The sequence below is a fragment of the Sorangium sp. So ce375 genome, from assembly GCF_051473855.1.
In the GTDB taxonomy this organism is placed as follows: Bacteria; Myxococcota_A; Polyangia; order Polyangiales; family Polyangiaceae; genus Sorangium.
Window position 1 is genome coordinate 8,264,791 of record NZ_CP150335.1, and the last position, 26,039, is coordinate 8,290,829.

Consider the following 26,039-nt stretch of genomic DNA (forward strand, 5'->3'; position numbering starts at 1 on the left):
ACGCTTTGCAACCGCGCGTTCTTTTGGGAGGATTCGATCTCACAGCGATGCGGGTGCCGGTGCTCACGAGCAAGCTCGACTTCCCTCCGCCAGAGCGCGCGACCCCGGAAGGGATCGTGGCCGTGGGCGGCGACGCCTCGCCGGAGCGGCTGCTGGCCGGCTACCGCCGGGGCATCTTCCCCTGGCCTCACGAGGGGCTGCCGCTGCTCTGGTTCTCCCCGGATCCGCGCTTCGTCCTGCCGCTGCGCGAGGCGCACCTCCCGCACTCGCTGCGCAAGCGGGTGCGCCGGGGCGAGCTCGAGGTGCGGACCGACACGGCGTTCGAGCAGGTCATGCGGGGCTGCAGCGCCGCGCCGCGGCCGGGCCAGAACGGCACGTGGATCACCGAGGAGCTCATCGCCGGATACACGGCGCTGCACGCCGCCGGGGTCGCGCACAGCATCGAGGCGTGGTCGAACGGCGAGCTCGTCGGCGGCCTCTACGGCGTGTCGCTGGGGCGGATGTTCTTCGGCGAGTCGATGTTCACACGCGCGCCCGACGCCTCGAAGATCGCGTTCGCGACGCTCCTCGGGAACCTCGTCGCCTGGGACTTCGCGCTCGTGGACTGCCAGGCGTACACGGCCCACCTGGAGCGATTCGGCGCCGTGGAGTGGCCTCGGCGCGAGTTCCTCGGCGCGCTGAAGGTGGCGCTCGACGCCCCGACCCGGATGGGACCGTGGCGCTTCGACCTCGAACCGGCGCAGTCGATCGAGCGGCTCATCTCCCGGTGATCGCGCCCGAGGCGCGGTCTCGGCGCCGCTCTACAGCGGCTCCCGCCCACCTCTGCACCATGCAGCGCAGAGCGGCGGTCACCCGCACAGGAGACGGGCCCAGATCGGCGTTTTCGGCGCGCAAGCGCACTCCGGTGCGCTGAGCACCGAAAACGTCGAGGTGGGCCCGTATCCGAAGCGGGTGACCGTCGCTCTAGGAGCGCTCGCCGCCCGAGCCGCCCGAGCCGTCCTTGATCTCGCGGAGCAGCTCCTCGATCCGCCGCTCGGCGTCGGGCCCCTCGTCGTAAAAGAAGCGCAGCGTCGGCACCACGCGAAGCCCCATCGTGCGGGCGACGTCCCTGCGCAGCCGGCCCGACGCCGCCTCTAGCCCCTTGAGCAGGGCGCGGCGCGCCGTCGCGTCCTCCGCCCCGAACTCGTGGCGCACGTGGACCTTCGCGCTCTGCAGGTCGTCGGTGATCTCCACGCGCGACACGAGCACGCCGGCGATCCTCGGGTCGCGCAGCTCTCGGAGCAGGTTGGACAGGTCCTCGCGGAGCCGCTCGGCGACCCGCGTCGCCCGCTTCACCATGCCGCTCATTCGTCGTCCTCTGTGTCCTCGAACATGTCCGAGGACGCTCCCAGATCCCCATCGTCGCGGCCGAGCACCTGCTCGATGCCGCCCTGCACCCCCGCTCCTCCATCGCCGAACGGCACGATCTCGGTGGCCCGATCGGTGAGGACGGCGTGCGGCAGCGACCCCGCCATCGCGGCCACGTCCGCGAGGACCTTGTCGCACATGACCGCCGAGTTCGAGACGACCGCGACCCCGAGCGTCGCCCGCCTTGGATCGTCGAGCACGCCGACCTCGGCGATCGACACGCGCATCCGGCTCTGCGCCCGCTCCTTCAAGGAGCGCACCACGCTGCGCTTGTCCTTGAGGGAGCGGGCCCCGACGATATCGAGGCGGAGACGGAGGACGCCGACGAACATCGGGTGAGGCTCAGAGCTTCGTCTTGACCTCTTCGATCTCGAAGCTCTCGATGATGTCGCGCTCCTTGATGTCCGAGTAGCCCTCGAGCGAGATACCGCACTCGAACCCCTCGACCACCTCTTTCACGTCGTCCTTGAAGCGACGCAGCCCCGAGAGGCGCCCCGTCCAGATCACGGCGTTGTCCCGGATGAGGCGCGCCTCGCCGGTGCGCTTGACCGAGCCGCTGATGGCCATGCAGCCGGCGACCGTGCCCGCCTTCGTGATCTTGAAGACCTGGCGGACCTCGGCGCGGCCAAGGACCTTCTCCACCTTGGTCGCGGGGAGGAGGCCCTCCATCGCGCTCCGGATGTCATCGACGGCGTTGTAGATGATGTTGTAGGTCCGGATCTCGACGCCCTCGTTCTCGGCGAGAGCCCCCGCCTTGCCGGCCGGCCGGACGTTGAAGCCGACGATGATCGCCTTCGACGCGACCGCCAGGTTGACGTCGCCCTCGGTGATGCCGCCGACGGCGCCGTTCACGATGGTGACCTTCACCTTCTGGGTCGAGAGCTTCGCCAGCGCGTGGACGATCGCCTCGACCGAGCCCTGCACGTCGCCCTTGATGATCAGCTTGAGCTCGAGCTGATCGGCCTCCTGCAGGTTCTTCGTGATGGACTCGAGCGAGACGCGCGAATCCTGCGGGATGAGCGTCTTCGACGCCTTCTTGCGGCGGGTCTCGGCGATCTCCTCCGCGGTCTTCCCGTCCTTGACGGCGTGGACGGGATCGCCCGCGCTCGGCACCTCGTTGAGGCCGAGGACCTCGACCGGCGTCGCGGGGCCGGCCTCGGCGACGGAGCGCCCGAGCTCGTCGGTCATCGCCCGGACCTTGCCCCACGCGGCGCCGGCCAGGAGGATGTCGCCCGTGCGGAGCGTGCCGTCCTGGACCATGACGCGCGCGACCGGGCCGCGGCCACGATCGAGCAGCGCCTCGATGACGGTGCCGCTGGCGCGCTTCTTCGGGTTGGCGCGGAGGTCCTGGACCTCGGCGAGCAGCAGGACCGACTCGAGGAGCTGGTCGATGCCCTGCCCCATCTTCGCCGACACGCTGCTGAACATCGTCTCGCCGCCCCACTCCTCGGGCTGAAGCCCGAGCGCGGCGAGGTCGCGCTTGATCTTGTCGGCGTCGGCGCCCGGCTTGTCGATCTTGTTCACCGCGACGATGATCGGCACCTTCGCGGCCTGGGCGTGCGAGATCGCCTCCTTGGTCTGAGGCATCACGCCGTCGTCGGCCGCGACCACCAGGATCACGATGTCGGTGAGCGAGGCGCCGCGGGCGCGCATCGCCGTGAACGCCTCGTGGCCCGGCGTGTCGAGGAAGGCGATCGTTCCGCGCGGCGTCTCGACGCGGTAAGCGCCGATGTGCTGGGTGATCCCGCCGGCCTCTCCCTCGGCGACCGTGGCCTTCCGGATCCTGTCGAGGAGCGACGTCTTGCCGTGGTCGACGTGGCCCATGACGGTGACGATCGGCGGACGGATCTCGACGTCCTCGTCGGTGTCGGCCCCGGCCTGCATGGCCGCGGTCAGCGTGTCCTGCTCGCTGACGGCCACGTCCTCGACGCTCCAGCCGAACTCGCTCGCGAGGATCTTCGCGGTTTCGGCGTCGAGCGTGCTGTTGATGTTCACGCCCGTCATGCCCATCGACAGGAGCCGCATGAGCACGTCCGTCGCCTTCAGGCTCATCTTCGCGGCGAGCTGCTGGAGGGTGACCTGCTCCTCGATCTTGATGACCTTCTTGTGCGAGGCCATCTCCTGCGTGGAGACCTGGACCGGCTTGCGCGGCAGCCCGCCGCCTCCCGGGCGCTGCCGCCCGAACATCCCCGGGCGGGTGTTCCGGCCGCCCATGGGCCGGCCGCCGGGCCCGAAGCTGGGACCACCAGGCCGCGGTTGCTGGGCGTTGGCGCGCGGATCGTAGGTCGTGCGCCGCGCCGGCGGCGTGCCGGTGCGGGCAGCCGGCATCGTGACGCCGGGACGCCCCTGCCACACCTCGATTCCGGTCTTCGGCGGCGAGGACGGGCGACGCGGCGCCTGTCCCGGCGTGGCGGCCGGCTCTTCCGGCTTGGCCGCGGGAGCCGACGCAGGCGGCGTCGTCGGCCGCGTGCCCGGACGGGCCGCAGCCGGCGCTGCAGGCCGCTGCTGCGCGGGCGGCGCCGATGTCGGCCGCGACGCTCCCTGCGCCGGAGCAGGCGCCGAGGGCGCAGCTTGCGGTCGGGCCTGTGCCACCTCGGGTGCTGCTGGCGCGGCCGCTGCTGCAGGCGCCGGCGCTGCGGGCGCAGGCGCTGCGGGCGCGGGCGCAACGGTTGCCGCGGGCGCAGCAGCAGGCGCCGTTGCTGCAGGCGCAGCGGCAGGCGCGGGGGTCGGCGCAGGCGCGGCTGCCTGCGTCGGGGCGGGAGCAGCCGCCTCGGGCGCAGCCGCGGCGGGGGCAGGTGGGGCAGCGGACGCCGGCGCGGCGGCTGGGGCAGGCGGCGCCGCGGTGGGCGGCACAGGCTTCGGCTCGGGCGAGGTCACCTTCGTCTCCTCCGCGACCGCGGACGCCGCGACTGGCGCGGTGGCTGCGGGAGCGGGAGCCGCCGGGGGCGGCGGCGCAGGGGGCGCAGCCGCAACGGGCGGCATCGCCGGGGCAGGCGCGCTGGGCGCGGGGGCGGGAGCAGGCTCGCGCGGGCTCGCGGCGATCGGCTCGGGGGCCGGCGCCGGAGGCGCTGCGACGGGAGCAACGGGCGGCGGAGCAGGTCGACGGGGCGGCGCTTCTTCCTGAGCGGCGCGCTCGGGCGGCGGGGAAGCCGGAGCGGACGCAGCCGCAGGCCGAGAGGGCGCAGGCTCCGGAGCGGCGCGCACGGGCGCCTCGGACAGGTCAGGCCCGCGGCCCGGCGAGGACGGCTCGGGCTCGGCCCCGGGCCGCGCGCGGCGCTTCACGACCGTAGGACGGATCCGCTCCTCCACCACCTCAGGCGACTTCTGCCGCTCGAGGTGCCGCTTAACCCGCTCGACGACGTCGGACTCGACGGCGCTCATGTGATTGCGCACGTCGCCTATACCCATGGACTGGAAGAGCGCGACCAGCGTCTTCTGGTCCATGTTCAGCTGCTTGGCGACCTCGTAGACCCGGACTTTGCTCATGCACCTCGCTCCACGTTAACCAATCCGCCTCACCCATCCGCGCGGGCGACGATTTGCGGCCACTCTGTCCACCGTCGAGGCGCGTCCGGTAGGACCGGACACCGCCACCCTGCCCCCGACCGCGCCGCCTCCCCCAGTGCCCGGCGCAGTTGCAAGAAGCCGACCGGACCCACACTCTGGCACCTGCCGCTCCTCGCGGCTGGTAAGCCTGCCCTCAGGACCGCCAGGTCTTCCCTCGACGTCCTCGGACCCCGAGCCAACCCCGGGCGCGGGGAGCTCGCGCTCCACGCCCGGAGCTCCTGGCCCACGCCGACGCGAGAGGCCAGCATGGCTGGTCGGTACCTTCCGCAGCTCGGGGCTCCCGCCCCCCTCCGATCGGGCGGCCGCGCTGCGCGTCGGCCGCCCCCTGCGACCGGAGCCGCGGCGCTCACCTTCCGCTGCGTCCTCGCCCCGCTCGACGCGCGCGCACGTGTCCACCACGTGCGCTGCGTCCGCGACGGCGGCCGCGATCGGCGCCGACGAGATCGCCATCACGGCCACGCCGCGCTCTCGCGGGCCACCCGCCAGGGCGCCGAGCACCTGCTCGCTGCCCCACGCGACGGCGCGCCCTTCGGCGATGGCCCGCTGGACCTCGGGCAGATCCGCGCCCGCCGCCGCGTCGCACGCGACCAGGACGAGCGCGGCCTCACCCCGCACGCACGAGCCCACGACCGCATCGGCGCCGATGGCCACGCTCTGAGAGCGGACGGCGGCGCGGACGAGCCCCTGGAGCCGGCGCTCGGTGGCCTCCCGGATCGCCCGCGCCAGCGAGACGGCCGTGAGCGGCTCCGCGCCCGGCGCGGCCTGATCGCCGGCGCCCTCGGCGCCTCCTCCCGCGGTCGCGGTCCTCACGATCGCGTGGACCCGCGCCTTCGCGGCGCGGGCGAGCCCCCGGGCGACCGCCGCCGAGAGGCAGTCCTTCCGCGGGTGGACGTGAGCTCCCCGCCCGAACCCGCCGTCCCCCGGATCGACAGCGATCACACCGCCGGGACCGAGGATGAGCCGGACGAGCGGACGAGCGCCGCGGACGTCGTCGACGCCGACGCGCTCCCCGCAGCCGACGCACGTGCGCACTCGCCCCTTCTCGAAGGGCTCGCGCTCACCCGCGTCGCTCTGTCTGCTCACCGCTGATCCCATCCTCGACCCTCTGCTCCGCCCCGCAGCCTACGCGTGCCTCGCCTCTACGGCGCGACGAACGTCCGCCCGCGCTGCATCGAGCACCTTCTGCTCGCTTTCAACAAAATCCCGCGCCCCCTGCTTGATGGCGCGCGCCTTCTTGATGCCGAGGCCGGTGCGGATCGCCAGCCGATCCTCGTCCTCTCGCAGCACGTCCTCGACGCTGCGGTACCCGGCCTCCTCCAGCAGCACCACCGTCCGATCGCCGACGCCGCGGATGAACATCAGCCGCTCGCGGTCGGTCAGCGGCTCGGTGCGCGAGCTCGCGGAGCGGATCCGCTCCTGCCGCAGCCGCTCCATCGTCGTGTCCGCCTGCGACTTGATGCGCTCGGCGGCCTCGACGCCGCCGAGGCCCGGGATCGCCGCGAGCTCTTCGAGCGACGCCTCGCTGACCTCCTCGAGCGCCCGGAAGCCGAGCCGATACATGGACTTGGCGATCTGCTCCGTCACCACGTCCATCTGCTGCAAGGCGGAGATCGCCTCTTCTTCCATCTGCTTGAACTTGGTCTCGCTGATGATGTCGAGCTTCCAGTTCGTCAGCTGCGCGGCGAGCCGCACGTTCTGGCCCTTGCGCCCGATCGCGAGCGACAGCTTCTCGTCCGGGACCACGAGCTCCATGCGCCCGTCGGCCTCGTCGACGATCACCTTGTGCACCTCGGCCGGCTGGATCGCGGCGATGACGTAGCGCGCCGGATCCCGATCGAACGGCACGATGTCGATCTTCTCCCCGCGGAGCTCCTGGACCACCGCCTGCACGCGCGAGCCCTTCATGCCCACGCACGCGCCCACGGGGTCGACGTCCGCGTCGCGGCTGGTCACCGCGATCTTCGAGCGGGCGCCCGGCTCGCGGGCGACCGACACGATCCGCACGATGCCCTCGTAGATCTCGGGGACCTCGGCCTCGAAGAGCTTCTCGACGAGCCGGGGATCGGAGCGCGAGAGGATGACCTGCGGGCCGCGGGCCTCGCGATCGATGTCCTTCACGTACGCCACGATGCGGTCCCCGGGCCGGTACGTCTCGCGCGGCGTCTGCTCGCGGAACGTGAGCACGCCCTCGGTGCGGCCGATGTCGACGATGATGTTGTTGCCCTTCTCGAACCGCCGCACGATGCCGCGGATGAGCTCGCCCTTGCGATCCTTGTACTCGTTGAAGATGAGATCGCGCTCGGCGTCGCGCACGCGCTGCAGCAGGACCTGCTTCGCCGTCTGCGCGGCGATGCGCCCGAAGGTCGTCCGGCCGTGCTTGAGCTTCAGGATGTCGCCGTATTCCTTGTCCTGATCGCGCGCCTTCTCCGCGTCCTCGGGGCGCCAGAAGACCTGGAAGCCGAGCTCCTCGCCCAGGGTCGCGTCCAGCTTCAGCTTGTCCACGTCAGTGATGGAGATCTCGCGCTCCGGCTCCGTCACGGCCTCGACCACGGTCATGTACTGGAAGAGGTCGATCTGCCCGGTATCCTCGTTGAAGCGCGCCTCGAGCTCGCGGGTGGGGCCGAAGACGCTCTGCGCGGCCTTCAAGATCGCGGCCTCGATCGTCTCGACGAGGATCTTCTTGTCGATCCCCTTCTCCTTCGCGACCTGATCGAGGATGCTGCCGAGGCTCGTCTCCGAGGTCGGCATCGCTGCCATCGTTGCCATGACGTCCCTGTCTCCTGATCTTTCTTCTCTCTACTTGCGCTTCTCGGAGCCGCGCTCGCTCCGCTGTGGGCCCGACCGCGGAGCCGCCTCCGCCAGCCGCTTCGTCTGCTTCGACTCCTTAGCGGGCTCCTTGCCCTGCCGCTGCCCCTTCTTGGGCTTGGGCTGCGACGTGAGCTCGAAGACGAGGCGCGCCTCCACGACATCCGCGAACGGGACCTCGATCCGCTTGCCATCGACCAGCACCGCGACCTGCCCCTCCGGAGCCTCGAGGAGCTCGCCCCGGAGCAGCCGCTGGCCGTCCGGCGCGGGGCGCGACAGCTTCACCTTCGCTGTCCTGCCGAGGAAGCGGGCGAACTCGGCCGCTGTACGCAGCCGCCGATCGAGGCCAGGAGAGCTGACCTCGAGGTTGTAATGGTTGGGTATGAGATCCTCGACGTCGAGGACCGATGAGACGTCGCGCGACACATCCGCGCAGTCCTCGAGCGTGACCCCACCGCCCACGTCGTCCGCGTGGTTCGCGTCCAGGCGCTCGATCGTGACCCGCAACGTCCAGCCCGCCGGCTCCGTGGTCCACTCCAGATCGACGAGCGTGACCCCGTGCGAGGCCAGCGCCGGCGCGACGGCGTCGCGAACGCGCTCGAGATCGAACACGGCTCTGGTCGAAGGCTCCATCGGTTGCTGCATGTGAGAGACGTCACCTTCGGCGGATCCGGGGCTTCCCAGCGCGATGTGCCCCGAGCGACGGTGCCCGGCGCCTCTGCGCCAAAAAAAAAGAGCCGATTCCCCGAACTGGGAACCCGGCTCGCGGATCCGCCTAGTTGTCGGCGGACAACCTAGTCGAATGCGGGCCTTCATGCAAGGGGGGATACGGGCAAACCGCCCCTGCGCGGCCGGGGATCTCCCACCGGTTCACCCCGAGTCGGCCCGCGTCACCGCCGGAGGGCTCGCCGGCGGTCGCGGCAGCCTCGCGTCGCGCCCGTCGGGTTCGTCAGGTCCGTCAGAGTTACGCCAGATTCGGCAACGCGACGATATCCACGTGCAGGACCTCCTCGAACGCCGCGATCTCCTTCAGACAGGCTTCGCTCGGCCGGCCGGAGACCCGCATCTTGGTGCAGGTGGCAGTGGCCCCCTCGAAGACGGTGTTTGAAATCTCCTCGATGTTGATCCCGTGCCGTTTCATCACGCTGAGGGTGTTCGCGAGGACGCCGACCTTGTCCATCATCCGGACGACGACCGCGTAGCGAGCGGGCGAGGTAGCGCAGATGTTGACCACGTTGGGCAGCTCCTCCTCCGTCATGAAGGCGCGGATGATCCGGGCCGTCTCGAGGGCGACCGCGCGCTGCGCCTGCTCCGTCTGCGCGCCGACGTGCGGGGTGCCGTAGACGAGCCCTCGCCCGAGGAGGTGCGACTCGAACGGCGCCGAGCCCTTGTCAGGCTCGGTGGCGAAGACGTCGAGGCCGACCCGCAGCCCCTTGCGCGGAATGAGATCCTCGAGCGCGGCGTAATCCATCACCTCGGGGCGCGCGGCGTTCACGACGATGGCGCCGTCGGGGAGCGCCTCGAGGACGCTCCGGCTGACGATGCCGCGCGTCTGGGGGGTGGCCGTCAGGTGGATGGTGAAGATGTCCGAGCGCGCGGCCAGATCCTCCAAGGTCCGCGCATAGCTGACGTCCAGCTTGGCGGCGCGGCCCGGCGTCAGCGAGCGCGACCAGGCGTGCGGCTCGAGCCCGAACGCGCGGGCGCGCAGGAGCACCTCGCGGCCGATCGCGCCGAGCCCCGCGATCCCGATCCGCCGGCCGAACAGGCCCCGGGCCACCGAGTACTTCGCCTTCTCCCAGCGGCCAGCCCGGAGGTCCGACGTCGCATCGACCAGGCGGCGGTCCAGCGCCAGGATGAACCCCATCGTCAGCTCTGCCACCGCGGTCGCGTTCTTGCCGGGACAGTTCGCGACGTAGACGCCGCGCGCGCTCGCGGCCGCGACGTCGATCGTCCCCACGCCGACCCCTGCCCTCACGATCAAGTTGAGCTGCCGCCCGGCCTCGATCGCCTTCGCCGTGACCTCCGTGGAACGAACGACCAGAATGCCGATCCCGTCGAGGGCCGCCGGCAGCGTGTCTCTGGTGAGCTCCGGCCGGGACTCGATCTCCATCCCGAGCACCTTGAGCTCTTCCAGAGCCGAGAGGTCCATCTTGTCGGCTACTAGCAGGCGCATGCGGACGGGAACCGTAACAGAAAAGCCATCGCAGACGATGGGCGTTCTGTTCGTCGTCTTCGCCAGTTACTTCGGTTGCGTCAGCTCCTGCGCCAGCGATCATCAGGTTTCTCCCTGGGGTACCGCAGGCAAGCCGCCGCTCGGCGCGTTCGTCGCGCCCCCGGACCTCGACGCTCGGCTGCGCGCCATCGACGCGGAGGCCGCCGAGCTCGGGCTGGAGCTCGAGGTCGAGCTCCGCGGCGCGCTACGCCGCGACGGCGAGGTGGTGCTGCGCGGCTACAGCGGGACGGACGCGCTCGGGCGCCGCACGTCGGCGGTCCGCGTGGCGACGCCGCACGGCGTGGTCATGGCCGCGGGGCCCCTCGACAGCGGGCGCGTGGATCGCAGCGAGGCGACCCAGCTGGTGCCGTCGCTCCTCCCGGGATCCGAGCCGGACCCGACGGAGCAGCTCGGGGTGTTCCGCTCCGGGACCGATCTCAACCGCGACGGCGCTCCGGACGTCGTGCTCAGAAACGAGGCCGGTGAGCTGGAGATCTGGGCCGTGCAGCCGTTCGGCGCGGCCCGGTACGCCGTCGAGCTCGCGGCGCCGCCGCGGTTCTCGGTCGACGTCGACCAAGACGGCACGCTGGAGCTCGCTGGGCGGATCCCCCTGGACGAGGGGGATCCCATCGCGCCGGATCTCCTCGACGTCGCGGGGTTCGAGGGCGGTCGCTACACGAACCGCGGCAGCGTCGCGCGAGCCTTCCACGAAGCGCGCGCGGGAGGCCCCGGCGCGGAGACGGCCAGCCAGGGCAAGCGGCAGGAGCCACCGAAGGACGACGCCGCGCGTCTGCAGGGAGCGCTCGAGCGGGCCTGGCACGCGCTGCTCGCGGGCAGGCCGGCGGCCGAGGCGCTCGCGGCGCTCGACCGAGAGCCGGTGACGCCCGCTCTTCGAGGCGCGTTCTCGACCCACCGCGCGCGGGTGGCGAGCGCGGGCGCGGCGGCCCCGAGCGGCGCCCCGGCCAGGGGGGCGCCGCCGGGCGCGGGCGCCGCGCCTACTCGTCCGCAGGGAGCATCGGAAACGCCTGCTCGAAGGTGACGAGGATGTCGCCAGGCAGCGCGTCGGGCTCCCTGTAGCCGCGCGTCAGCGGCACCCCCCAGTCGGCGCGCATCACGACGCGGTTGAGCTGCGGGAAGAGGGCCCGGACCCCGAAGCCCGCCGACTGCTTGAGGCGCAGATCGTCGAAGCCGTCGAAGGCGTCGCCGGCGTCGAAGAAGGCCGCGCCCGCGACCTGGCACGACCAGATCTCCAGCGGCCGCGTGCGGAGCTCGAGGTTCGCGGAGAGCACGTCCTCGCCGATGAACGCCGCCGTCGGGTACCCGCGGAGCCGCGTCTCGCCGCCGAGCACCAATTTCCTGTTGAGGTAGTTCCTGTATCGGTCGAACAGGCGCACGTCGAACACGAGCCGCCCGACCCCGAAGCTCGGCGTGTGGATCCGCGCGCGCGCCTCGATGGAGGCGTCGAAGATCTGCGAGCCGTCCAGCTCGGTGACGGACTCGACGACGGCGCGCGCGAGGCCGTCGCCGAGCGCGACGGTGTACGCGGCCGCGGCGGAGACCCCGAGGAAGCTCCGGGTGGAGTTGAGCGCGGTCGTGACCGGATAGATCAAGATCGCGAGCTCGTGCCCCAGCCGGTAGTCCTCCTGCAGCGCGAGCGTGTTGAAGTCGAGCACGCGCAAGAAGCGGGTCGAGTACGTCGCGTACTTGAACGTCGGCGCGACGCGGGTGTCGCTCACCGGCATCACGCGCCGCTCGAACTCGGCGATCGCGGCCGGGGCGAGGCCCGCGGGCGCGTCGAAGCGATAGACCTTGCGGCTCGCCTCGACGCCCACCGAGAAGTCGTGCTTCACGGCCGAGGATCGCGCCCCGCCCCCGCCGAAGCTGCGCGTGACGGCGTAGCTGCCCACCAGGAGGTCGCTCCGGTAGCGGTACGGGACGCCGTCGTCCCCCGGCGTGGCCGCCGCGTCGAAGGTGTCGAGCTTCGTGCCGACGAAGCGGCGGGTCACCTCGTCGCGCCAGGAGATCTCGGCCTCCCAGGCCCACTCCGCCTGCGTCGCGTAGAGCGGCTGCCCGTAGATGAGCTCCCCGCTCGTGCCCTCGAACTCGCCGGTCTTCCGGTCGAGGATCGCGTTCAGCTCGGTCCGCAGCCGCACGTGGCTGCCCCCGATGCGCGGCATCGTGTACGTGACGCCGAGCGCGAGCGCGCCGGGATCGAGCTCGATCTGCCCCGCGACGGCGTGGTGGACGCCGAGCAGGTTCTGCTCGCTGGGCTGCAGGAACAGGTACTCGAGCTGGCCGCCGGCGATGCGGTAGTCCGAGTTGAGGCGCAGGCTCCAGACGTCCTTGGTGACGACGGCGACCCGCACCCGATCCGGAGCGCTGCCCCGCACGGCGAAGACGAGGACGAGCGACAGCTGGCTCAGGTCGCGGAGGTTGCGCGCCGACTCGTCGGCGAGCGCCTGCTCGTAAGGGCGCCCGACGGCGAGCAGCACCTCGCGCCGGATGACGTGCGGCCGCGAGAGGGCGTGGAACCAGTTCAGGAAGGCCGGCGCAGGATCGCGGTCCTCGATCACCTTGAGCGGGACCACGTCGATCCCCTCGACGGTCTTGCCCTCGGGGGCAGGATCGAGGGTCGCGCCGAGGCGCGACAGGACGCGCTCGATCGTGGCGCTCTCGTAGCTCGAGTACTCCGCGCGCCGAGCCGGCTCGGCAGACGCCGCGCCCTGCTGCGCCTGCGCCTCGATCGGGAGGAGCGCCCCGAGGACGGGAATCGCGCAGCGCACCAGCACGATCAATGCGCTACGCACGAGCCGCTCGCCTCAGAAGGACTCGTTGGGAGGGTACGTCGCCATGACGTTGATCTTGTACTTCACATACTGGTGCGGGATCGTCCCCCAGTCGGGCGTCGGCATGGCCCGCTTCACGCAGCGGAGCAGCTCCTTCGTCTTCGCGCGGCTCACCGTCGTCGACTTGCCCACGTAGAGGTTCGTCCGCTTGCGCCGGAAGTCCGTCTCGAGGACGAAGCTCACGGTGACGCCCGACTTGCCGGAAGGGGCGCACTGGACGTTGTCGCGGATCGCGCGTGACAGGCCGTCCTCGAAGAAGGTGACGTGATCGCAGCGCTCGGGCGGGGTGGTGCCCGGGCCGGGGTTCTCGCACTTGATCGTTGTGAACGGCGAGAGCGTGACACCCTCCGGCAGCTCGGCGCCCGCGTCGGCGAGCGCGCCCGCGTCCCAGGTGTGGACGCCGGCGTCGGCCGTCGCCGCGTCCGCAGACGGGATCGACTCGGGCTTCGGACGCCGCCACAGGTAAAGCGGCACCGCGACCAGGATGAGGCCCGCGACGAGCGCGATGATGATCTGGAGCCGCACCGGGCGCTCGCTACCGCCGCGACCGAGGTAGCGGTACGGCGAGGGCTGAGACGGCGGGCTGGAGGTGGACGGGAACGGAGGCCGGCTGTTCATCGGACACGCTCAGGTTCAATCGATGAGCGTCCGCGCAGGGCGCCCGGGCTCGCCCTTGACCAGCGTCGCGCCGAGCTCGAGCGTCTCCGGGAGCAGCCCCTGCACCTGCGCGACCACCTGCTCGACGACGTGACGGGCCTCGTCGATGCTCGGCCCCACGATCGAGACCACGAACTTGAGCGGCCCCGTCCGGCCCGCGACGGCCGGCGTAAGGCTGAGCAGGAGCATCTCGGTCAGGTCGATCACCCGCTGCGCCGCCTTCCGCAGGGCGAGCATCTCCAGGATGGTCGGGCGCTCGCTGACCTGACGGTTCGGCCCGCGCAGCTCGTAGCGCGCGACCTGCATCGGCACCTCGGCCCAGTCGGCGAACAGGCCGTCCTCGTCGATCGCCTTCATCAGGTGCTCGCGCACGAGCAGGCCCGTGAGGCCGTCGCGCTTCGCGAGGTACTGCTTCGCGCGCCGGTGCTGCGGCGAGTCCGGGCCGAACGTCACGAGCTTCATCCGGCACTCGCCGACCTGCATCTCGCCGCCGTGCATCAGCGAGATCTGCGACTTGCGCTCGTAGTTGAACTCCGCGTAGCTGCCGTTCGTGCTGCCCTGGTCCTCGATGAGCCACGAGCCCGTCTGCCACTTCAGGATCGCGTGCGCCCCCGAGACGGTCGCCTCGGGGACGCACAGGCTCTGATCGCTGCGACGGCCGAGGCCGAGCTTCGTGTCGTGCAGCGGCAGCAGAGAGCCGACGATCTCGGGCGCGTTCGTCGCGTACGTCACGAGCAGCGACTGCGCCCCGGGGGTGAAGTTCAGCTTGCTCAAGCCGCCCGGCGGCGGCCCCGGATCGAGGCGCTCGCGCGGCAGCTGGATCGGGCTCGTCGTGAGCTGCGACGGGTTGAAGAAGCGCATGTGCCGCGCCTGCGGCCGCATCGACGGGTCCTCGTTGAGGCCGCGGAAGATCTGCCTCACCTCGTCGATCGACAGGCCCGCCGGGACGTCGAACATGATCTGCTGCTTCATCGTCTTGAGCCGCGGCTTGTAGCCGGGCTCGGGGACGCGGCAGGTCCACATCTCCCAGAGCGTCAAGGCCATGGCGTACACGTCGTCCTCGGGGCTCGCGCCGCCGTTGCGCAGCCGCTCGGGAGACATGTAGTTCGGCGTGCCGCCGTCGGGCGGCGCGCCAGGACGGCGCGCCGAGGCGCGCGCGCGCTCCTGAGCGAAGCCGAAGTCGAGGATCACCGCGCGGCCCTCGGAGACCATCACGTTGCCGGGCTTCAGGTCGCCGTGCACGAGGCCCTGGGCATGGATGGCCGCGAGCCCGTTGCAGACCTCGCTCGCGATCTTGCGGAACTCGTCCGCCGAGTAGCCGCCCTGGGCCTTGCGCTTGCGGATGTGCGTGTGGAGCGTCTGCCCGGGGATCTGCTCCATCACGAGGATGGGGCCCCATGGGCTCGGCGCGAGGTCGTGCACGCGGCAGACGTTCGGGTGGCCGACCGAGCGCGCGAGGAGGAGCTCCTGGCGAAGCGCCTCGTCGTCGCCCGGCATGCGCGACTCTTCGCGGACCACCTTGAGGGCCACGGTCTGCTGCGTCGAGCGATCGAAGGCTAGGAAGACCTCGCCCATGCCGCCCTTACCGAGGCTCTGACGGATGTCGTAACGGTCATTGATGACCGTTCCGGCAGTGATGGGAGGAGGGGGTGTCTTGGTCACGGCCCGCGGTGGATAAAAGGAGCGCGAACCGGAGCGTGCCCGACACCGGCTGCGGCGCACAGCGTCGTCCATCTGAACGTCGAGCGCAACGGTCGTTCGGAGGGATGGGCCGGACGCAGCGCCGCGGCGGCCGCTGCCCCGCTGTTTTGGGCCGAGATCGCCCCTTCGGACGCCCGCACCGCCAGGATCCCTTGACGAGGGCCGCTGATTTGTTTAGCCGGCCCGACCAGCCCGGCGCGACCGCCGCGCGCACGCCCGCGCTGGCGTGAAGTGCGCCGGGCCAACGAGCCGTTGAAGCCGCGACCCGCCTGCCGGACGGACGGGGAGATCGGGCTCTCCTCTGCGATCTGAGGACGAACCGACTGCGATCTGACGACGGACCGACGGGCTGATGTTCGTCCGGGACGATGCAGAGGGCGCGGCGGACATCGTCCGGCTCACGCCGCCGGAGGGCCAGAACGGGGAGCTCACCGCGGCGCGGACGAAGATCGACGCGGGCGCCCTGCCCGCGCGCCGCGCTCCTCGGCGCGCGAGCCGTGGATGAGCCCTTCTTCGAGTAGCCCGCGACCTACGAGGCGCTCGCGCCGCTCGCCATCGGATTCGGCGACGACGGCGACCGCGTGCGCGCCGACGGCTCCTCAGCTCCGTTCATGGGCCTCGCGACGCATCGACCGTAGGGACGGCAGCGCACCACGCACCGCGCATTTCCCGGCTGTATCGTGGCACTGCAGATTGACACCTCAGAGTCGCCTCAGTCACACTGCTCCCGAGGCGGCTGTTGTGTGTCCAATCTTCACCTCCTCCCGCTGCCCGAGGAGAGACGCGACATGCCCGATAGCCGACAGCGAGAGGGAACCGGCAGCTCGAAGGTGTCGAAAGCTGCCGCGACGGACCCGCTGCTGGGGCGTGTCGTCAACGGCCGCTTCAAGATCGTCAGCGTCATCGCCCGCGGCGGTATGGGGAAGGTGTACCGGGCGGAGCAGGCGCCGCTCGGCCGCATCTGCGCGCTCAAGGTGCTGAGCCCCAAGTACGAAGGCGACCACGACCCCGAGTTCCACAGGCGCTTCTTCCTCGAAGCGTCGACCGCGGCGAAGCTCACGCACCCGAACACCGTCACCGTGTTCGACTACGGGCAGAGCGACGACGATATCTACTACATCGCGATGGAGTACATCGAGGGGAAGACCCTCCACCGGGTGCTCCGCGAAGAGGGGCCGTTCTCGGAGGCGCGCGCGGCGCACATCGCCCGCCAGATCTGCCGGTCGCTCCGCGAGGCGCACGGGCTCGGCGTCGTGCACCGCGATCTCAAGCCGGGCAACGTGCTGCTCGTCGATCACGAAGACGAGCACGACCACGTGAAGGTGCTCGATTTCGGGCTCGTCAAGGACACCCAGAGCGGCGAGGACCTGACGCAACAGGGCCTGTTCATGGGCTCGCCCAAGTACATGGCGCCCGAGCAGATCACCGGCGACGAGGTCTCCGCGCGCACCGATATCTACGCGCTCGGCGTGATGATGTACGAGATGCTGTCGGGCCAGGTGCCCTTCGACAAGGGCGCGGGCGTCGGGACGCTCATGTCGCACGTCCACGAGCAGATCCCGCCGATGCAGGCGCACAACCCGCAGCTCTCCATCTCGCAGACGATGGAGGGGATCGTCTATCGCTGCCTGGAGAAGGACCCGGCGCTGCGCTTCTCCTCGATGAACGAGCTCGTCACCGCGCTCAAGTTCACCGCAGGCGGCATCTCCACGCGGGACACGGGCGAGATGCTGTCAGGCGCGCCGAGCTACCGCGCCTCGGCGCCTTCCTATCCGTCGGCGCCCTCGTCCCCGCTCGCGCATTCGAGTCCGCCGGCAACGCCGTTTCCGTCGGCACCTCCGTATCGGTCGGCCACGCCGTTCCCGTCGGCGCCTTCGTATCCGGCGACCACGCCGTATCCGTCGGCCCCTCCGTATCCGGCGACCACGCCGTATCCGTCGGTCCCTCCGTTCTCGACGACGGGAGATTTCCCGGGCCTCTCCACGCCGAGCTCGTCGCCCCCCACGAGCTCACAGCCCACCTATACAGGCCCGCTCGCCACGGACAGCGCCCTCAAGCCGCCGGCGGCGCCCGTCTTCGTCCCCCCGTCGATCACCGACGCGATGGGGCCTCGCCCGACGTCGCCCGCGGAGGGGCTCTCCTCCACCCAGACGGGCGCGAGCCCGGGTCGAAAGGTCGTCCCCTGGGCGCTCGCCTCGGTCCTCGCGGCCGGGGTCAGCGCCACCGCCGTCGTTTTGACGCGCGCGCCGGCCGCCGAGACGGGCGCGGCGGCGCGCGAGCAGGGCGCCGTCAGCCCGCCGCCAGCAGAGACAGCCCCGGCAGCGCCGGCGCCCGCCGCGCGGGCGCTGGAGATCGAGAGCACGCCGCCCGGCGCGGCGGTCAGGGAAGGCAACAAGGAGCTCTGCGCCGAGACGCCGTGCAAGATCGTCTGGCGAGGGGCCGCGGCCGCGCTCGCGCTGGAGCACGAGCTCGTGTTCGAGAGGCCGGGCTACAAGCCCGCGACGGTCCACGTCTCCGGCGCCGAGGAGAAGGTGCGCGCAAGGCTCGACCCGGCCGCGACCTCGGCGCCGGTAATCCCGAGCAAACCCAGGGCGAACGCCCAGAAGCCCGAGCCGTACAAGAGCAACCCCTACTGACGAGGGCGCGCACGCGCGCCGGCCGCTCTGTTCGAATTGCAGCGCTTTCGCAGCTGCAACCTCGTACCATGGCCGCAGTCGCTTCGCGCTCGCGCGAGGAGCGCGCCGAGCGCCCCTCGCGTCGGCTCGTCGATGAAGTGTTCGGTGTGATGTGGGGAGCAGCGCTGTCAGCGCTCCCGAGCTCTCGTCGGGATCGCCGTCGATCCCCCGGCCCCGCTGAGGACAGGGCGAACTCATGGCGTCTTCCGATTCCTGCTCGCACCACCGCCGCGCCCCTTTCCCGGCGCTCGCCCCGACGAACGACGCCCGCGCCGCGCGGCCGCCCGGCGCGCCGGCGCTCGCGCGGAAGCTCCTCGCCTGCGCCATCGCCCTCGGCTCGCTGACCGCCGCGCGCGGCGCGCTCGCCGACGCCCGCACCGAGGCGCGCCTCCACTTCCGGGCAGGCATGGATCTGATCGCCCAGAAGCAGTTCGACGAGGGCATCCGGCAGCTCCAGAAGGCCAACGAGATCCTCCCGCACCCGAACGTCGTCTTCAACATCGCGCGCGCGCACGCCGAGGCCGGCCACATCGAGCAGGCGATCGCCGCGTACCGCGAGTACATCGGGAGCGATCCGGCGGACCGGGAGGAGGTGACGCGGATCGTGGAGCAGCTGGAGAAGCGCCTCGCCGCGCAGCGCGCCGCCGCGGGCCCCGAGCCGAAGCAGCCGCCGGCGCCCGCGCCGCAGCCGCCGGCGCCGCAGCAGCCCGCCCCGGGCGAGGCGCCCTCCTCGCCGCCCCCCGCCGGGGGACCCGCCGCGCAGGGCGCGCCCGCGACCCCCGCGACGAAGGCGCCCGCGCCCGCGCCGGGATCGAAGGCGACGCCCGCCGACGCCGCGGGGATCGTCGGCGCCGCCCGCACCGAGGACGTCTACCAGGAGACCGTCATCACCGCCTCGCGCGGCGCCCAGAGCCCGCTCGACTCCCCGAACTCGACGACGATCGTGACCCGGCAGGACATCCGGCTCTCCGGGATCACACGCATCCCCGAGCTGCTCCGGCGCGTCGCCGGCATGGACGTGATGCAAATCACGGGCGGCGACGAGAACGTCTCGATGCGCGGCTTCAACAGCCGCCTCGCCAACAAGCTCCTCGTCCTCGTGGACGGGCGCACGGTCAAGAACGACGTGCTCGGCTCGACCTTCTGGGAGGCGCTCTCGATCGACGTGGATCAGATCGAGCGCATCGAGGTGGTGCGCGGCCCGGGCTCCGCGCTCTACGGCGCCGACGCGTTCGCCGGCATCGTCAACATCATCACCATCGAGCCCGGCGTCGGGAAGAGCGGCTTCCGCGCGGGCTACGGCGATCACAGGCAGGGCTACGCCTCGGTGTGGGCCTCCGCGCGCGAGGGCGACTTCGCGTACCGCCTCTCCGCGGGCTACACCCGCTACCCCCGGTGGAGCCGCGAGGTCGCGGACGACCGCATCGACCTCGAGACGAGCGGCCAGAGCCAGGATCTCGGCGCGCAGAACGTCCGCATCGACCTCCGGACCTCGCAGCGGCTCGGGCCGCAGCGCGAGCTCACGGTGGGCGCCGGCTACGCCCGGAGCGAGCTCGACATCTACGGCATCGGCCCCTTCAACGACTACAACCTGGAGGTCGCCAACGCCGACGTCGCGGTCGCGTACCGCAGCGAGAACGTCAACGCGCGGACGTACTACTCGAACCTCGACGGGTACTCGCTGCTCAACGCCGCCTACCTCGGGCACACGCTGTACGCAGGTCGGCCGCAGCAGCACATCCTGAACGCCGAGCTCGAGTTCGTGAAGACGCTCCGCGCGCCCGCGCCCGTCGTGCACGATTTCCACATCGGCCTCGGCTACCGGCTCAAGGCGACCGCGTGGAGCTACCTCGAGGACGACACGCTGCTCGAGCACCAGGCCTCGGTGTTCCTCCAGGACTCGATGAAGCTCGGCGAGCGCGTCACGCTGGTCGCGTCCGGGAGGCTCGACTACGTGCCCTACCTGCAGCGGCTCATCCCGTCGCCGCGCGGCTCCGTCATCGTCAAGCCGACCGAGCGCCAGGCGATCCGCCTCTCCGGCTCGACGGCGTTCCGCTCGCCCACGTCGCTCGAGGCCTACGTCGACCTGCCCATCCAGCTCGCGCTGCCCGGCCTCGAGCTCCTCTCGACCACGAGGCCGTCGGACAGATCCGACATCATCATCGACCCCGAGCAGATCATCACCGCCGAGGCGAGCTACCTGAACCAGCAGAGCGATTACTTCGAGTTCGAGGTCACCGCGTACTACAACCGCGTGAGCGATCTCATCGTGCTCGCCGAGCCGCAGCGCACGACCCTCTCGCAGCGCGCCCACGGGTACGGGGGGCTGAACCCGGAGACGGGGCGATACACCTCCGGCTTCGGCGGCTTCGAGAACCAGAGCGACGTCTACCACGTCTTCGGCGGCGAGCTCGGGGGCCGCGTCTACCCCGTCGAGGGGCTCGACATCTTCGCCAACTACGCGCTCAACCTGTCGGAGCACCAGCGCCCGGACGGGCGCGACGCCATCGAGGACGCGCGCACCAGCCGGCACAAGGTGAACGTGGGGGTCCAGCTCCGCACGCCGATCGGCATCGACGGCGAGATCACGCTCCACTACCAGTCCTCGCAGCTGTGGACCGAGCAGGTCCCGACGGGGACGGTCATCGCCACCCGACAGTACCCGCTGCCCGCGTACACGCTGCTCAACGCGCGCGTCGGCTACCGCTTCCTCCACCGCGCCGAGCTCTCCGCGACCGTGTTCAACGCGCTCGACGGGCTCGGCGACGAGCCGCTGCAGATGCACCCGTTCGGCAACCGCATCGGCCGGCGCTTCATGGGATTCTTCAGCTACTCGCTCTAGCCACCGCCATGCTCGGACCCAGCCCCCGCACCCGTCTCCTCGTGCTCGGCGCACTCCTCGCGGCCCTCCAGGGCTGCGACGACGTGGAGGTCTTCGTCCCGCTGCCGGAGGAGAGCGGCCCCGCCGGGGTGCTCGACGGCACGGTGACGTACTCCGGCCCCCGGCCCTGCACGAAGGACGGCCACGTCGTCGGCGCCGCGATCGTGCTCGGCTTCGACACGCGCCTCCTGCCGCCGCCCGAGGGGCTCGGCGCCTCGGCCGCCAGCATCGACGTGATCCCCGGCGACGAGCTCTTCGGAGGCCTGGGCGCCGCGCTCGATCGCTCGGAGGACGGCGCGCTCCACTGCCCGGAGCCAGACGAGCCGCCCGTCACCGTGAGCGCCACCTGGAGGCTCTCGCCGCTGCCCGCCGGCACCTACCAGGTCCGCGGATTTTACGACTACGACGGCAATTTCGACCCCACCTTCAGCATCGCCAACCTGCCGACCCGGGGCGACGTGGCCGGCGGCGCGCTAGAGAACGCGACAGAGGTGCTCGGCGGCGCCGCCCCGCGGTACCGCGCGATCACGATCGCCGCCCCCATCCCCGAGACGGGCGCGCGCGTCAGCGGCATCGCGGTCACCCTCGGCCTCCCGCTCCCGCTGGAGCGGCCGCTCTTCCACGTCGCCGAGGTGCTCGCGCCGGCGTCCGGCGTCACGCAGAGCCCGAGCGAGGTGGTCATGACGTCCGACTTCCAGCTCGAGACGTTCAGCCTGGCCGATCCCGCCGGCACCGAGGCGTCGCTCCTGCGCCTGCGGCTCGCCGCGGGGCTGCCGGACAGCGAGGTCGCGAGCGCGGCGAAGCCCCCGCTCTCGCTGCCGGTCGGCGGCGAGGCCGCGCCGACCCTCACCTACGCGCGGCAGGACGTGAACGGCGATGGAGCGCTCGACGGCGAGGACCACGTCCCCGACTCGACCCTGATCCCGGCCCTGTTCCCGATCTCGGTGTTCGCGAAGCAGGACGACGAGGCGCCGCTGACCAGCCAGGCCGCGCCCGTGGTGCTCCTCCAGGGGCTCACGATCTACGACGACCTCGTGACCACGGCCATGCTCGGCCCGGAGCCGCTGAACGAGCCGCGGGACAGCGCGCTCATCGGCGTCCGGCCCGCGGCGCTGTGCATGCACCCGACCGCGCCGGAGCAGGGGGGTGTCCTCGTGCTCAGCCACCAGACCGACAGGGAAGGCAACGACATCATCGCGGAGCAGGACGTGGCCAAGGTAGAGGAGGCGCTCAGCCGGCAGTTCGGGCGCGAGATCAAGGTCGTGTACGGCTGCCTGCCCGAGGGGCGCTACGCGCTCAGCCTCATCTACGGCACCGGTCAGGCCTGGACCGTGCCCAACGAGGCCGGGGTGTGCGCGCCGTCGGAGGCCGCGACCTCCGCCGACGTCTGCGGCGCGCGGCCGCGCCTCGCGTCGCAGGACGTCGTGCTGCGCATCGGCGCGCCGGACGACGAGGCGTACTGCGCCGAGCACCCGACGCCTCCGCTCTGCGTTCGCTGAGCGCCGCCGCGGCGCCCGGTCGCCCGCGGCGCGGAGGTCGCCACGATCCGGGCGCGGGCGCGGTGAAAGCGCCGGTTTCCTGCTGGAGGCGCCGGTTGCCTCGCGCGCGCGGACCGATGGTAGGGTCTCGGCATGCGCTGCACTTGCTTTCCCTCGCTTGCTCTTCTGGGGGCGCTCGGCGGCGCCGCCGCGGGCGCGCTCGTTCCATCCGACGCGTCCGGCGGCTGGCCGCCGCCCCCGTCGGCCAGCGCAGCGGACATGGCCGATCCCGCGCACTGGCCGAACGACCCCGCCTACGGCGTCTCGGCCACGCAGAGCGGGCAGTGGAGCTTCTACTCCTTCATCCCGGCCCAGAGCGCGCGCGTCCGGCCGGAGGAGTCCGCAGCCGGCATGGCGATCGATCTCGCCTGGCGCTTCACCCAGGGGGATCCGCGCGTCAGGATCGCCGTTACCGACTCCGGGATCCTCTGGGGAGAGGGGGACCTGCTCGAGAAGGTGTGGCTCAACCCGGGCGAGCTCGCGGCCCACAAGCCGCGGCGCGCGGACGGCGCGGCGTGCGCCGGCGCCGGCGCGCTCGACGGCTTCGACTGCAACGGCGACGGGGTCCTCACCATCGCGGACTACAGGGACACGCCGGACCTCGCGCCCGCGGCGTCGGAGGGGCGGCCGCGGGGCGATCGGAACGGGAACGGCCGGCTCGACGCCGGCGACCTCATCCTCCACTTCTCGGACGGGATCGACGACGATCGGAACGGCTACGTCGACGACATCGCGGGCTGGGACTTCTTCAAGAACGACAACGATCCGTTCGACGACGCCCGCGACGGCCACGGCACCGAGGGCGCGAAGACCTCGGCGGCGCAGACGAACAACCAGCTGGGCGGCGCGGGCGTCTGCCCGCGGTGCAGGTTCATCCCGCTGCGCGTCGGCGAGAGCCACGTCGCCGACGCGCAGGACCTCGCGAAGGCGCTGCTCTACGCGGCCGACAGCGGGGCCGACGTGGTGCAGTGCCCTGTGACCGCGGTCGACAACACCGGCTTCCTCCAGGAGGCGCTCGACTACGCCCACGCCGAGGGGACGCTCGTCGTCGCGTCGATGGGCAACGAGGGCTCGCGCCACCACAACGTGCCCGCGACGAGCAACCACGCGCTTCCCGTGAGCGCCGTCCGCTACGACGGCCAGAGCGTCTGGGCGTCGACCACGTTCATCGACGCCTCGCCGTGCTCGAGCTTCGGCGGCAACAACGCGCTCGCCGTGTCGAGCCCCGGCTGCGCGAGCGACGCGACGGCCGAGCTCGCCGGGATCGCGGGGCTGCTCTACTCCGTCGCCCTCGATCGAGGCGTGTCCCTGTCCCCGGGGGAGGTGCAGGCCCTGCTCATCGCGACCGCCGACGACATCGCCGTGCCGGAGTCGCAGGAGCCGGGGTCGCCGTACCGCTTCTCGCAGACGGGGTTCGAGCAGCGCTTCGGCCACGGCCGCGTCAACGCGAGCCGCGCCGTGGAGGCGCTCGGCGAGGGGCGCGTGCCTCCCGCCATCGACATCACGTCGCCGCGGTGGTTCGAGGTCGTCTACAAGGATCGGGTCCAGGGGCCGGTGCCCATCGAGGGCACCATCTCGGCGAAGCGGGCGACGGCGTACGACTACCAGGTCGAGTGGGCGGCAGGCGCGCAGCCGCTCAACGCGGATTTCAAGCTGATCCACAAGGAGAAGAACGTCGCGCCGACGGTCGTCACCGGCAGCGAGGGCCCGATCGCCTCGCTCGACGTGCGCACCATCGACACGTCCCACGTCCGCGACCCCGACGGCATCCTCGGCGAGGACGATCGCGCGATCACGGTGCGCGTCCGCGCGACCGCCCACTACGGCACCGGCGACGTGGAGAGCGAGGCGCGGCGCACGTACCACGTCGACAGCGATCCGACGCTGGTCGAGGGGTTCCCCGTCCACGTCGGCGACAGCGGCGAGGGCAGCCCGAAGATGGCCGACATCGACGGCGACGGCGTCCGCGAGCTCGTCTACCCGACGGCCGGCGGCGCGCTGCACGTGCTGAAGATGACGCCGAAGGGACCGCGGCCGCTGCCCGGGTTCCCGTTCATGACCCGCGTCACCGACGGCCTGCTCAGACCGCCGGCGTCCCCGGCGACGCCCGCTTACCGCGGCGCCCCCGCGTACAGCGAGGTGGACTGGGAGCTCGGCCGCGAGCCGATCCTGAGCGCGCCCGCCATCGCGGACCTCGACGGCGACGGCAAGCAGGAGATCGCGATCTCCACCTGGCCGGGCACGATCTACGTCGTCGGCGCGGACGGGGGCGACCGGGAGGGGTGGCCGGTACGCCTGCCCGAGGTCCCCTCCTGCCCCCTCGATCCCGGGGCGCCGGCGAGCGCGCCGTGCATGTCCGCGGTCGCGCGGATCGCGCGCGGTGCCTTCGCCTCGCCGGTCCTCGCGGATCTCGACGGCGACGGGCGGCTCGACGTGATCCAGGCGGCGTTCGACGGCACGATCCACGCGTTCGACGAGCGCGGCAGCCCGCTGCGCGGGTTTCCCGTCGAGGTGCACTACACGGGCCCGCTCGCCGAGGAGCCGGCGCGGAGCCGCCTCCTCGCGACGCCCGCCGTGGCCGACTTCAACGGCGACGGGCTGCCGGATCTGCTTGTCGGGTCGAGCGAGCGCCTCGGCGAGGACGGCGAGGCCGGGGCGGTCTACGTGATCGACGCGCGCGGCACGACCGCGCCCTCCGGGCCCGTGCTCGCGGGGTGGCCGATCACGGTGCCGTCGCTCTCGCTCCACCCGCTCGCCGCGAAGGGGATCACGGCCTCGGGCGTCGTCGGGCGGTTCGGCGGCGCGCTGGCGGGCGTCGTCCAGGGCAACGGCGCGCCGCCGCTCGTCCTCCCTGCCTCGCCCGGCGAGCAAAGCGAGCTCCTGGGGACGCCGGCGGGCGCGCTGCCGCGGGCGAGCGGCTCGCAGGCCGGGCTCGACCCGACGTTCGGCGCCCTCTCGCCCGCCGCCGGCGCCCGGACGATGATCCCGCTCCTGTCGCAGCCCGCGCTCGGCGACATCGATCAGGACGGCACCCCCGACGTCATCGCCGCGGGCGCATCCGAAGCGGCCGCGCTCGCCCTCGCGGGCGCGCAGGGGGCGGCGCCCCCGGAGCCTCACCTGCTCGCCGTGTGGAGCGGCCGATCGGGCGCGATGCTGCCGCGCGCCCCGTTCGTGCTCGAGGATTACGCGATCTCGGGCAGCCAGGCGGTCGTCGATCTGAACGGCGACGACTACCCGGAGGTGCTGAGCGGATCGAGCGGCTACTTCCTGCACGCCTTCGACGGGTGCGGCCGGGAGCCGCGCGGGTTCCCGAAGTTCACCGGCCAGTCGATCGCCACGACGCCCGCCGTGGGCGACCTCGACGGCGACGGGAAGCTCGAGGTCGCGGTGGGCACCCGCGACGGCTGGCTCTTCGCCTGGCACACCGAGGCGACGACGAGCGCGCTCATCGCCTGGGAGAGCTTCCATCACGACAACCGGAACACGGGCAACCTCGACACGCCGCTCGATCAAGGGGGCGCGCGGAGGGCGTCGCGCCCGCTGACGGTGGACGTGTGCGAAGGCCCGCAGCAGGCCCCGCTCATCCTCCGGCTGGGCGGGGGCTGCTCGTGCGAGGCCGCGGGCGCCGAGCCGCGGGGCGGGTCCGGCGATCGCGGCGCGGGGGCGGCGCTCGGAGCGGCGCTGGTCGGGGCGATGGCGCTGTGGGGGAGGCGGCGGAGGACGTAGGCAGCACGCTCAGCGCCACCCGAC

Annotated in this window: 17 protein-coding genes; 7 read left to right on the top strand and 10 right to left on the bottom strand. The window is 72.0% G+C overall.

Translation table 11 applies throughout. The features are described from left to right. Positions 1 to 47: 47 nt before the first annotated feature. Positions 48 to 770 carry a leucyl/phenylalanyl-tRNA--protein transferase gene (gene aat, locus WME90_RS30590; protein WP_437275557.1) on the top strand — a complete coding sequence of 241 codons (723 nt, stop codon included), beginning with the start codon at positions 48 to 50 and terminating at the stop codon, positions 768 to 770. Between the two features lie 193 nt (positions 771 to 963). Here aat and rbfA read toward each other — a convergent pair whose 3' ends face one another. The 7 genes from rbfA to WME90_RS30625 form a co-directional block, all read right to left on the bottom strand. Next, positions 964 to 1,347, bottom strand: coding sequence for a 30S ribosome-binding factor RbfA (gene rbfA / locus WME90_RS30595; RefSeq protein ID WP_437275558.1), 384 nt, complete (start codon positions 1,345 to 1,347; stop codon positions 964 to 966). Beyond that, positions 1,344 to 1,739: a DUF503 domain-containing protein gene (locus WME90_RS30600; RefSeq protein WP_437275559.1), complete on the bottom strand. Its 396-nt coding sequence runs from the start codon at positions 1,737 to 1,739 to the stop codon at positions 1,344 to 1,346. Before WME90_RS30600 ends, rbfA begins: the two co-directional genes overlap by 4 nt. A 10-nt stretch (positions 1,740 to 1,749) precedes the next feature. After that, entirely contained in the window at positions 1,750 to 4,893 is a 3,144-nt protein-coding gene (gene infB / locus WME90_RS30605; protein ID WP_437275560.1) for a translation initiation factor IF-2, read from the bottom strand. A 15-nt stretch (positions 4,894 to 4,908) separates the two neighbouring features. Then, positions 4,909 to 6,057 carry a DUF448 domain-containing protein gene (locus WME90_RS30610; protein WP_437275561.1) on the bottom strand — a complete coding sequence of 383 codons (1,149 nt, stop codon included), beginning with the start codon at positions 6,055 to 6,057 and terminating at the stop codon, positions 4,909 to 4,911. A 39-nt stretch (positions 6,058 to 6,096) separates the two neighbouring features. Then, positions 6,097 to 7,740 (bottom strand): transcription termination factor NusA, encoded by a 1,644-nt coding sequence (nusA, locus tag WME90_RS30615; protein WP_437275562.1) that lies wholly within the window; start codon positions 7,738 to 7,740, stop codon positions 6,097 to 6,099. 30 nt (positions 7,741 to 7,770) lie between these two features. Next, the gene (gene rimP, locus WME90_RS30620; protein ID WP_437275563.1) at positions 7,771 to 8,412 is read right to left on the bottom strand and encodes a ribosome maturation factor RimP; all 642 of its coding nucleotides are present in this window, start codon (positions 8,410 to 8,412) and stop codon (positions 7,771 to 7,773) included. A 331-nt stretch (positions 8,413 to 8,743) separates the two neighbouring features. After that, entirely contained in the window at positions 8,744 to 9,952 is a 1,209-nt protein-coding gene (locus WME90_RS30625; protein ID WP_437275564.1) for a phosphoglycerate dehydrogenase, read from the bottom strand. A 37-nt stretch (positions 9,953 to 9,989) separates the two neighbouring features. Here WME90_RS30625 and WME90_RS30630 point away from each other — a divergent pair, with 37 nt between their 5' ends. Then, positions 9,990 to 11,030, top strand: a complete 1,041-nt coding sequence (locus WME90_RS30630; protein WP_437275565.1) for an FG-GAP repeat domain-containing protein — start codon at positions 9,990 to 9,992, stop codon at positions 11,028 to 11,030. Here WME90_RS30630 and WME90_RS30635 read toward each other — a convergent pair. The 3 genes from WME90_RS30635 to WME90_RS30645 are packed head-to-tail and all read right to left on the bottom strand — an operon-like array spanning position 10,987 to position 15,156. Beyond that, positions 10,987 to 12,798, bottom strand: coding sequence for a hypothetical protein (locus WME90_RS30635; RefSeq protein WP_437275566.1), 1,812 nt, complete (start codon positions 12,796 to 12,798; stop codon positions 10,987 to 10,989). The genes WME90_RS30630 and WME90_RS30635 overlap by 44 nt on opposite strands. Before the next feature lie 12 nt (positions 12,799 to 12,810). Continuing rightward, on the bottom strand, positions 12,811 to 13,455 hold the full coding sequence (locus tag WME90_RS30640) for a hypothetical protein (RefSeq protein WP_437275567.1): 645 nt from the start codon (positions 13,453 to 13,455) through the stop codon (positions 12,811 to 12,813). 15 nt (positions 13,456 to 13,470) lie between these two features. Further along, positions 13,471 to 15,156: a protein kinase domain-containing protein gene (locus WME90_RS30645; RefSeq protein WP_437275568.1), complete on the bottom strand. Its 1,686-nt coding sequence runs from the start codon at positions 15,154 to 15,156 to the stop codon at positions 13,471 to 13,473. 391 nt (positions 15,157 to 15,547) lie between these two features. Between WME90_RS30645 and WME90_RS30650 the strand changes: the two genes are divergently transcribed. The 5 genes from WME90_RS30650 (at position 15,548) to WME90_RS30670 (ending at position 26,015) form a co-directional block, all read left to right on the top strand. Continuing rightward, complete coding sequence (locus WME90_RS30650) at positions 15,548 to 15,700, top strand: hypothetical protein (protein WP_437275569.1); 153 nt, start codon at positions 15,548 to 15,550, stop codon at positions 15,698 to 15,700. 283 nt (positions 15,701 to 15,983) lie between these two features. Further along, a complete protein-coding gene (locus WME90_RS30655) occupies positions 15,984 to 17,831 on the top strand; it encodes a serine/threonine protein kinase (protein WP_437275570.1) in 1,848 nt (615 codons plus the stop codon). 235 nt (positions 17,832 to 18,066) lie between these two features. After that, complete coding sequence (locus WME90_RS30660) at positions 18,067 to 20,712, top strand: TonB-dependent receptor domain-containing protein (protein WP_437275571.1); 2,646 nt, start codon at positions 18,067 to 18,069, stop codon at positions 20,710 to 20,712. Between the two features lie 8 nt (positions 20,713 to 20,720). Then, positions 20,721 to 22,250, top strand: coding sequence for a hypothetical protein (locus WME90_RS30665; protein WP_437275572.1), 1,530 nt, complete (start codon positions 20,721 to 20,723; stop codon positions 22,248 to 22,250). Positions 22,251 to 22,382: 132 nt separating this feature from the next. Continuing rightward, on the top strand, positions 22,383 to 26,015 hold the full coding sequence (locus WME90_RS30670) for a S8 family serine peptidase (RefSeq protein ID WP_437275573.1): 3,633 nt from the start codon (positions 22,383 to 22,385) through the stop codon (positions 26,013 to 26,015). Positions 26,016 to 26,039: the final 24 nt, after the last annotated feature.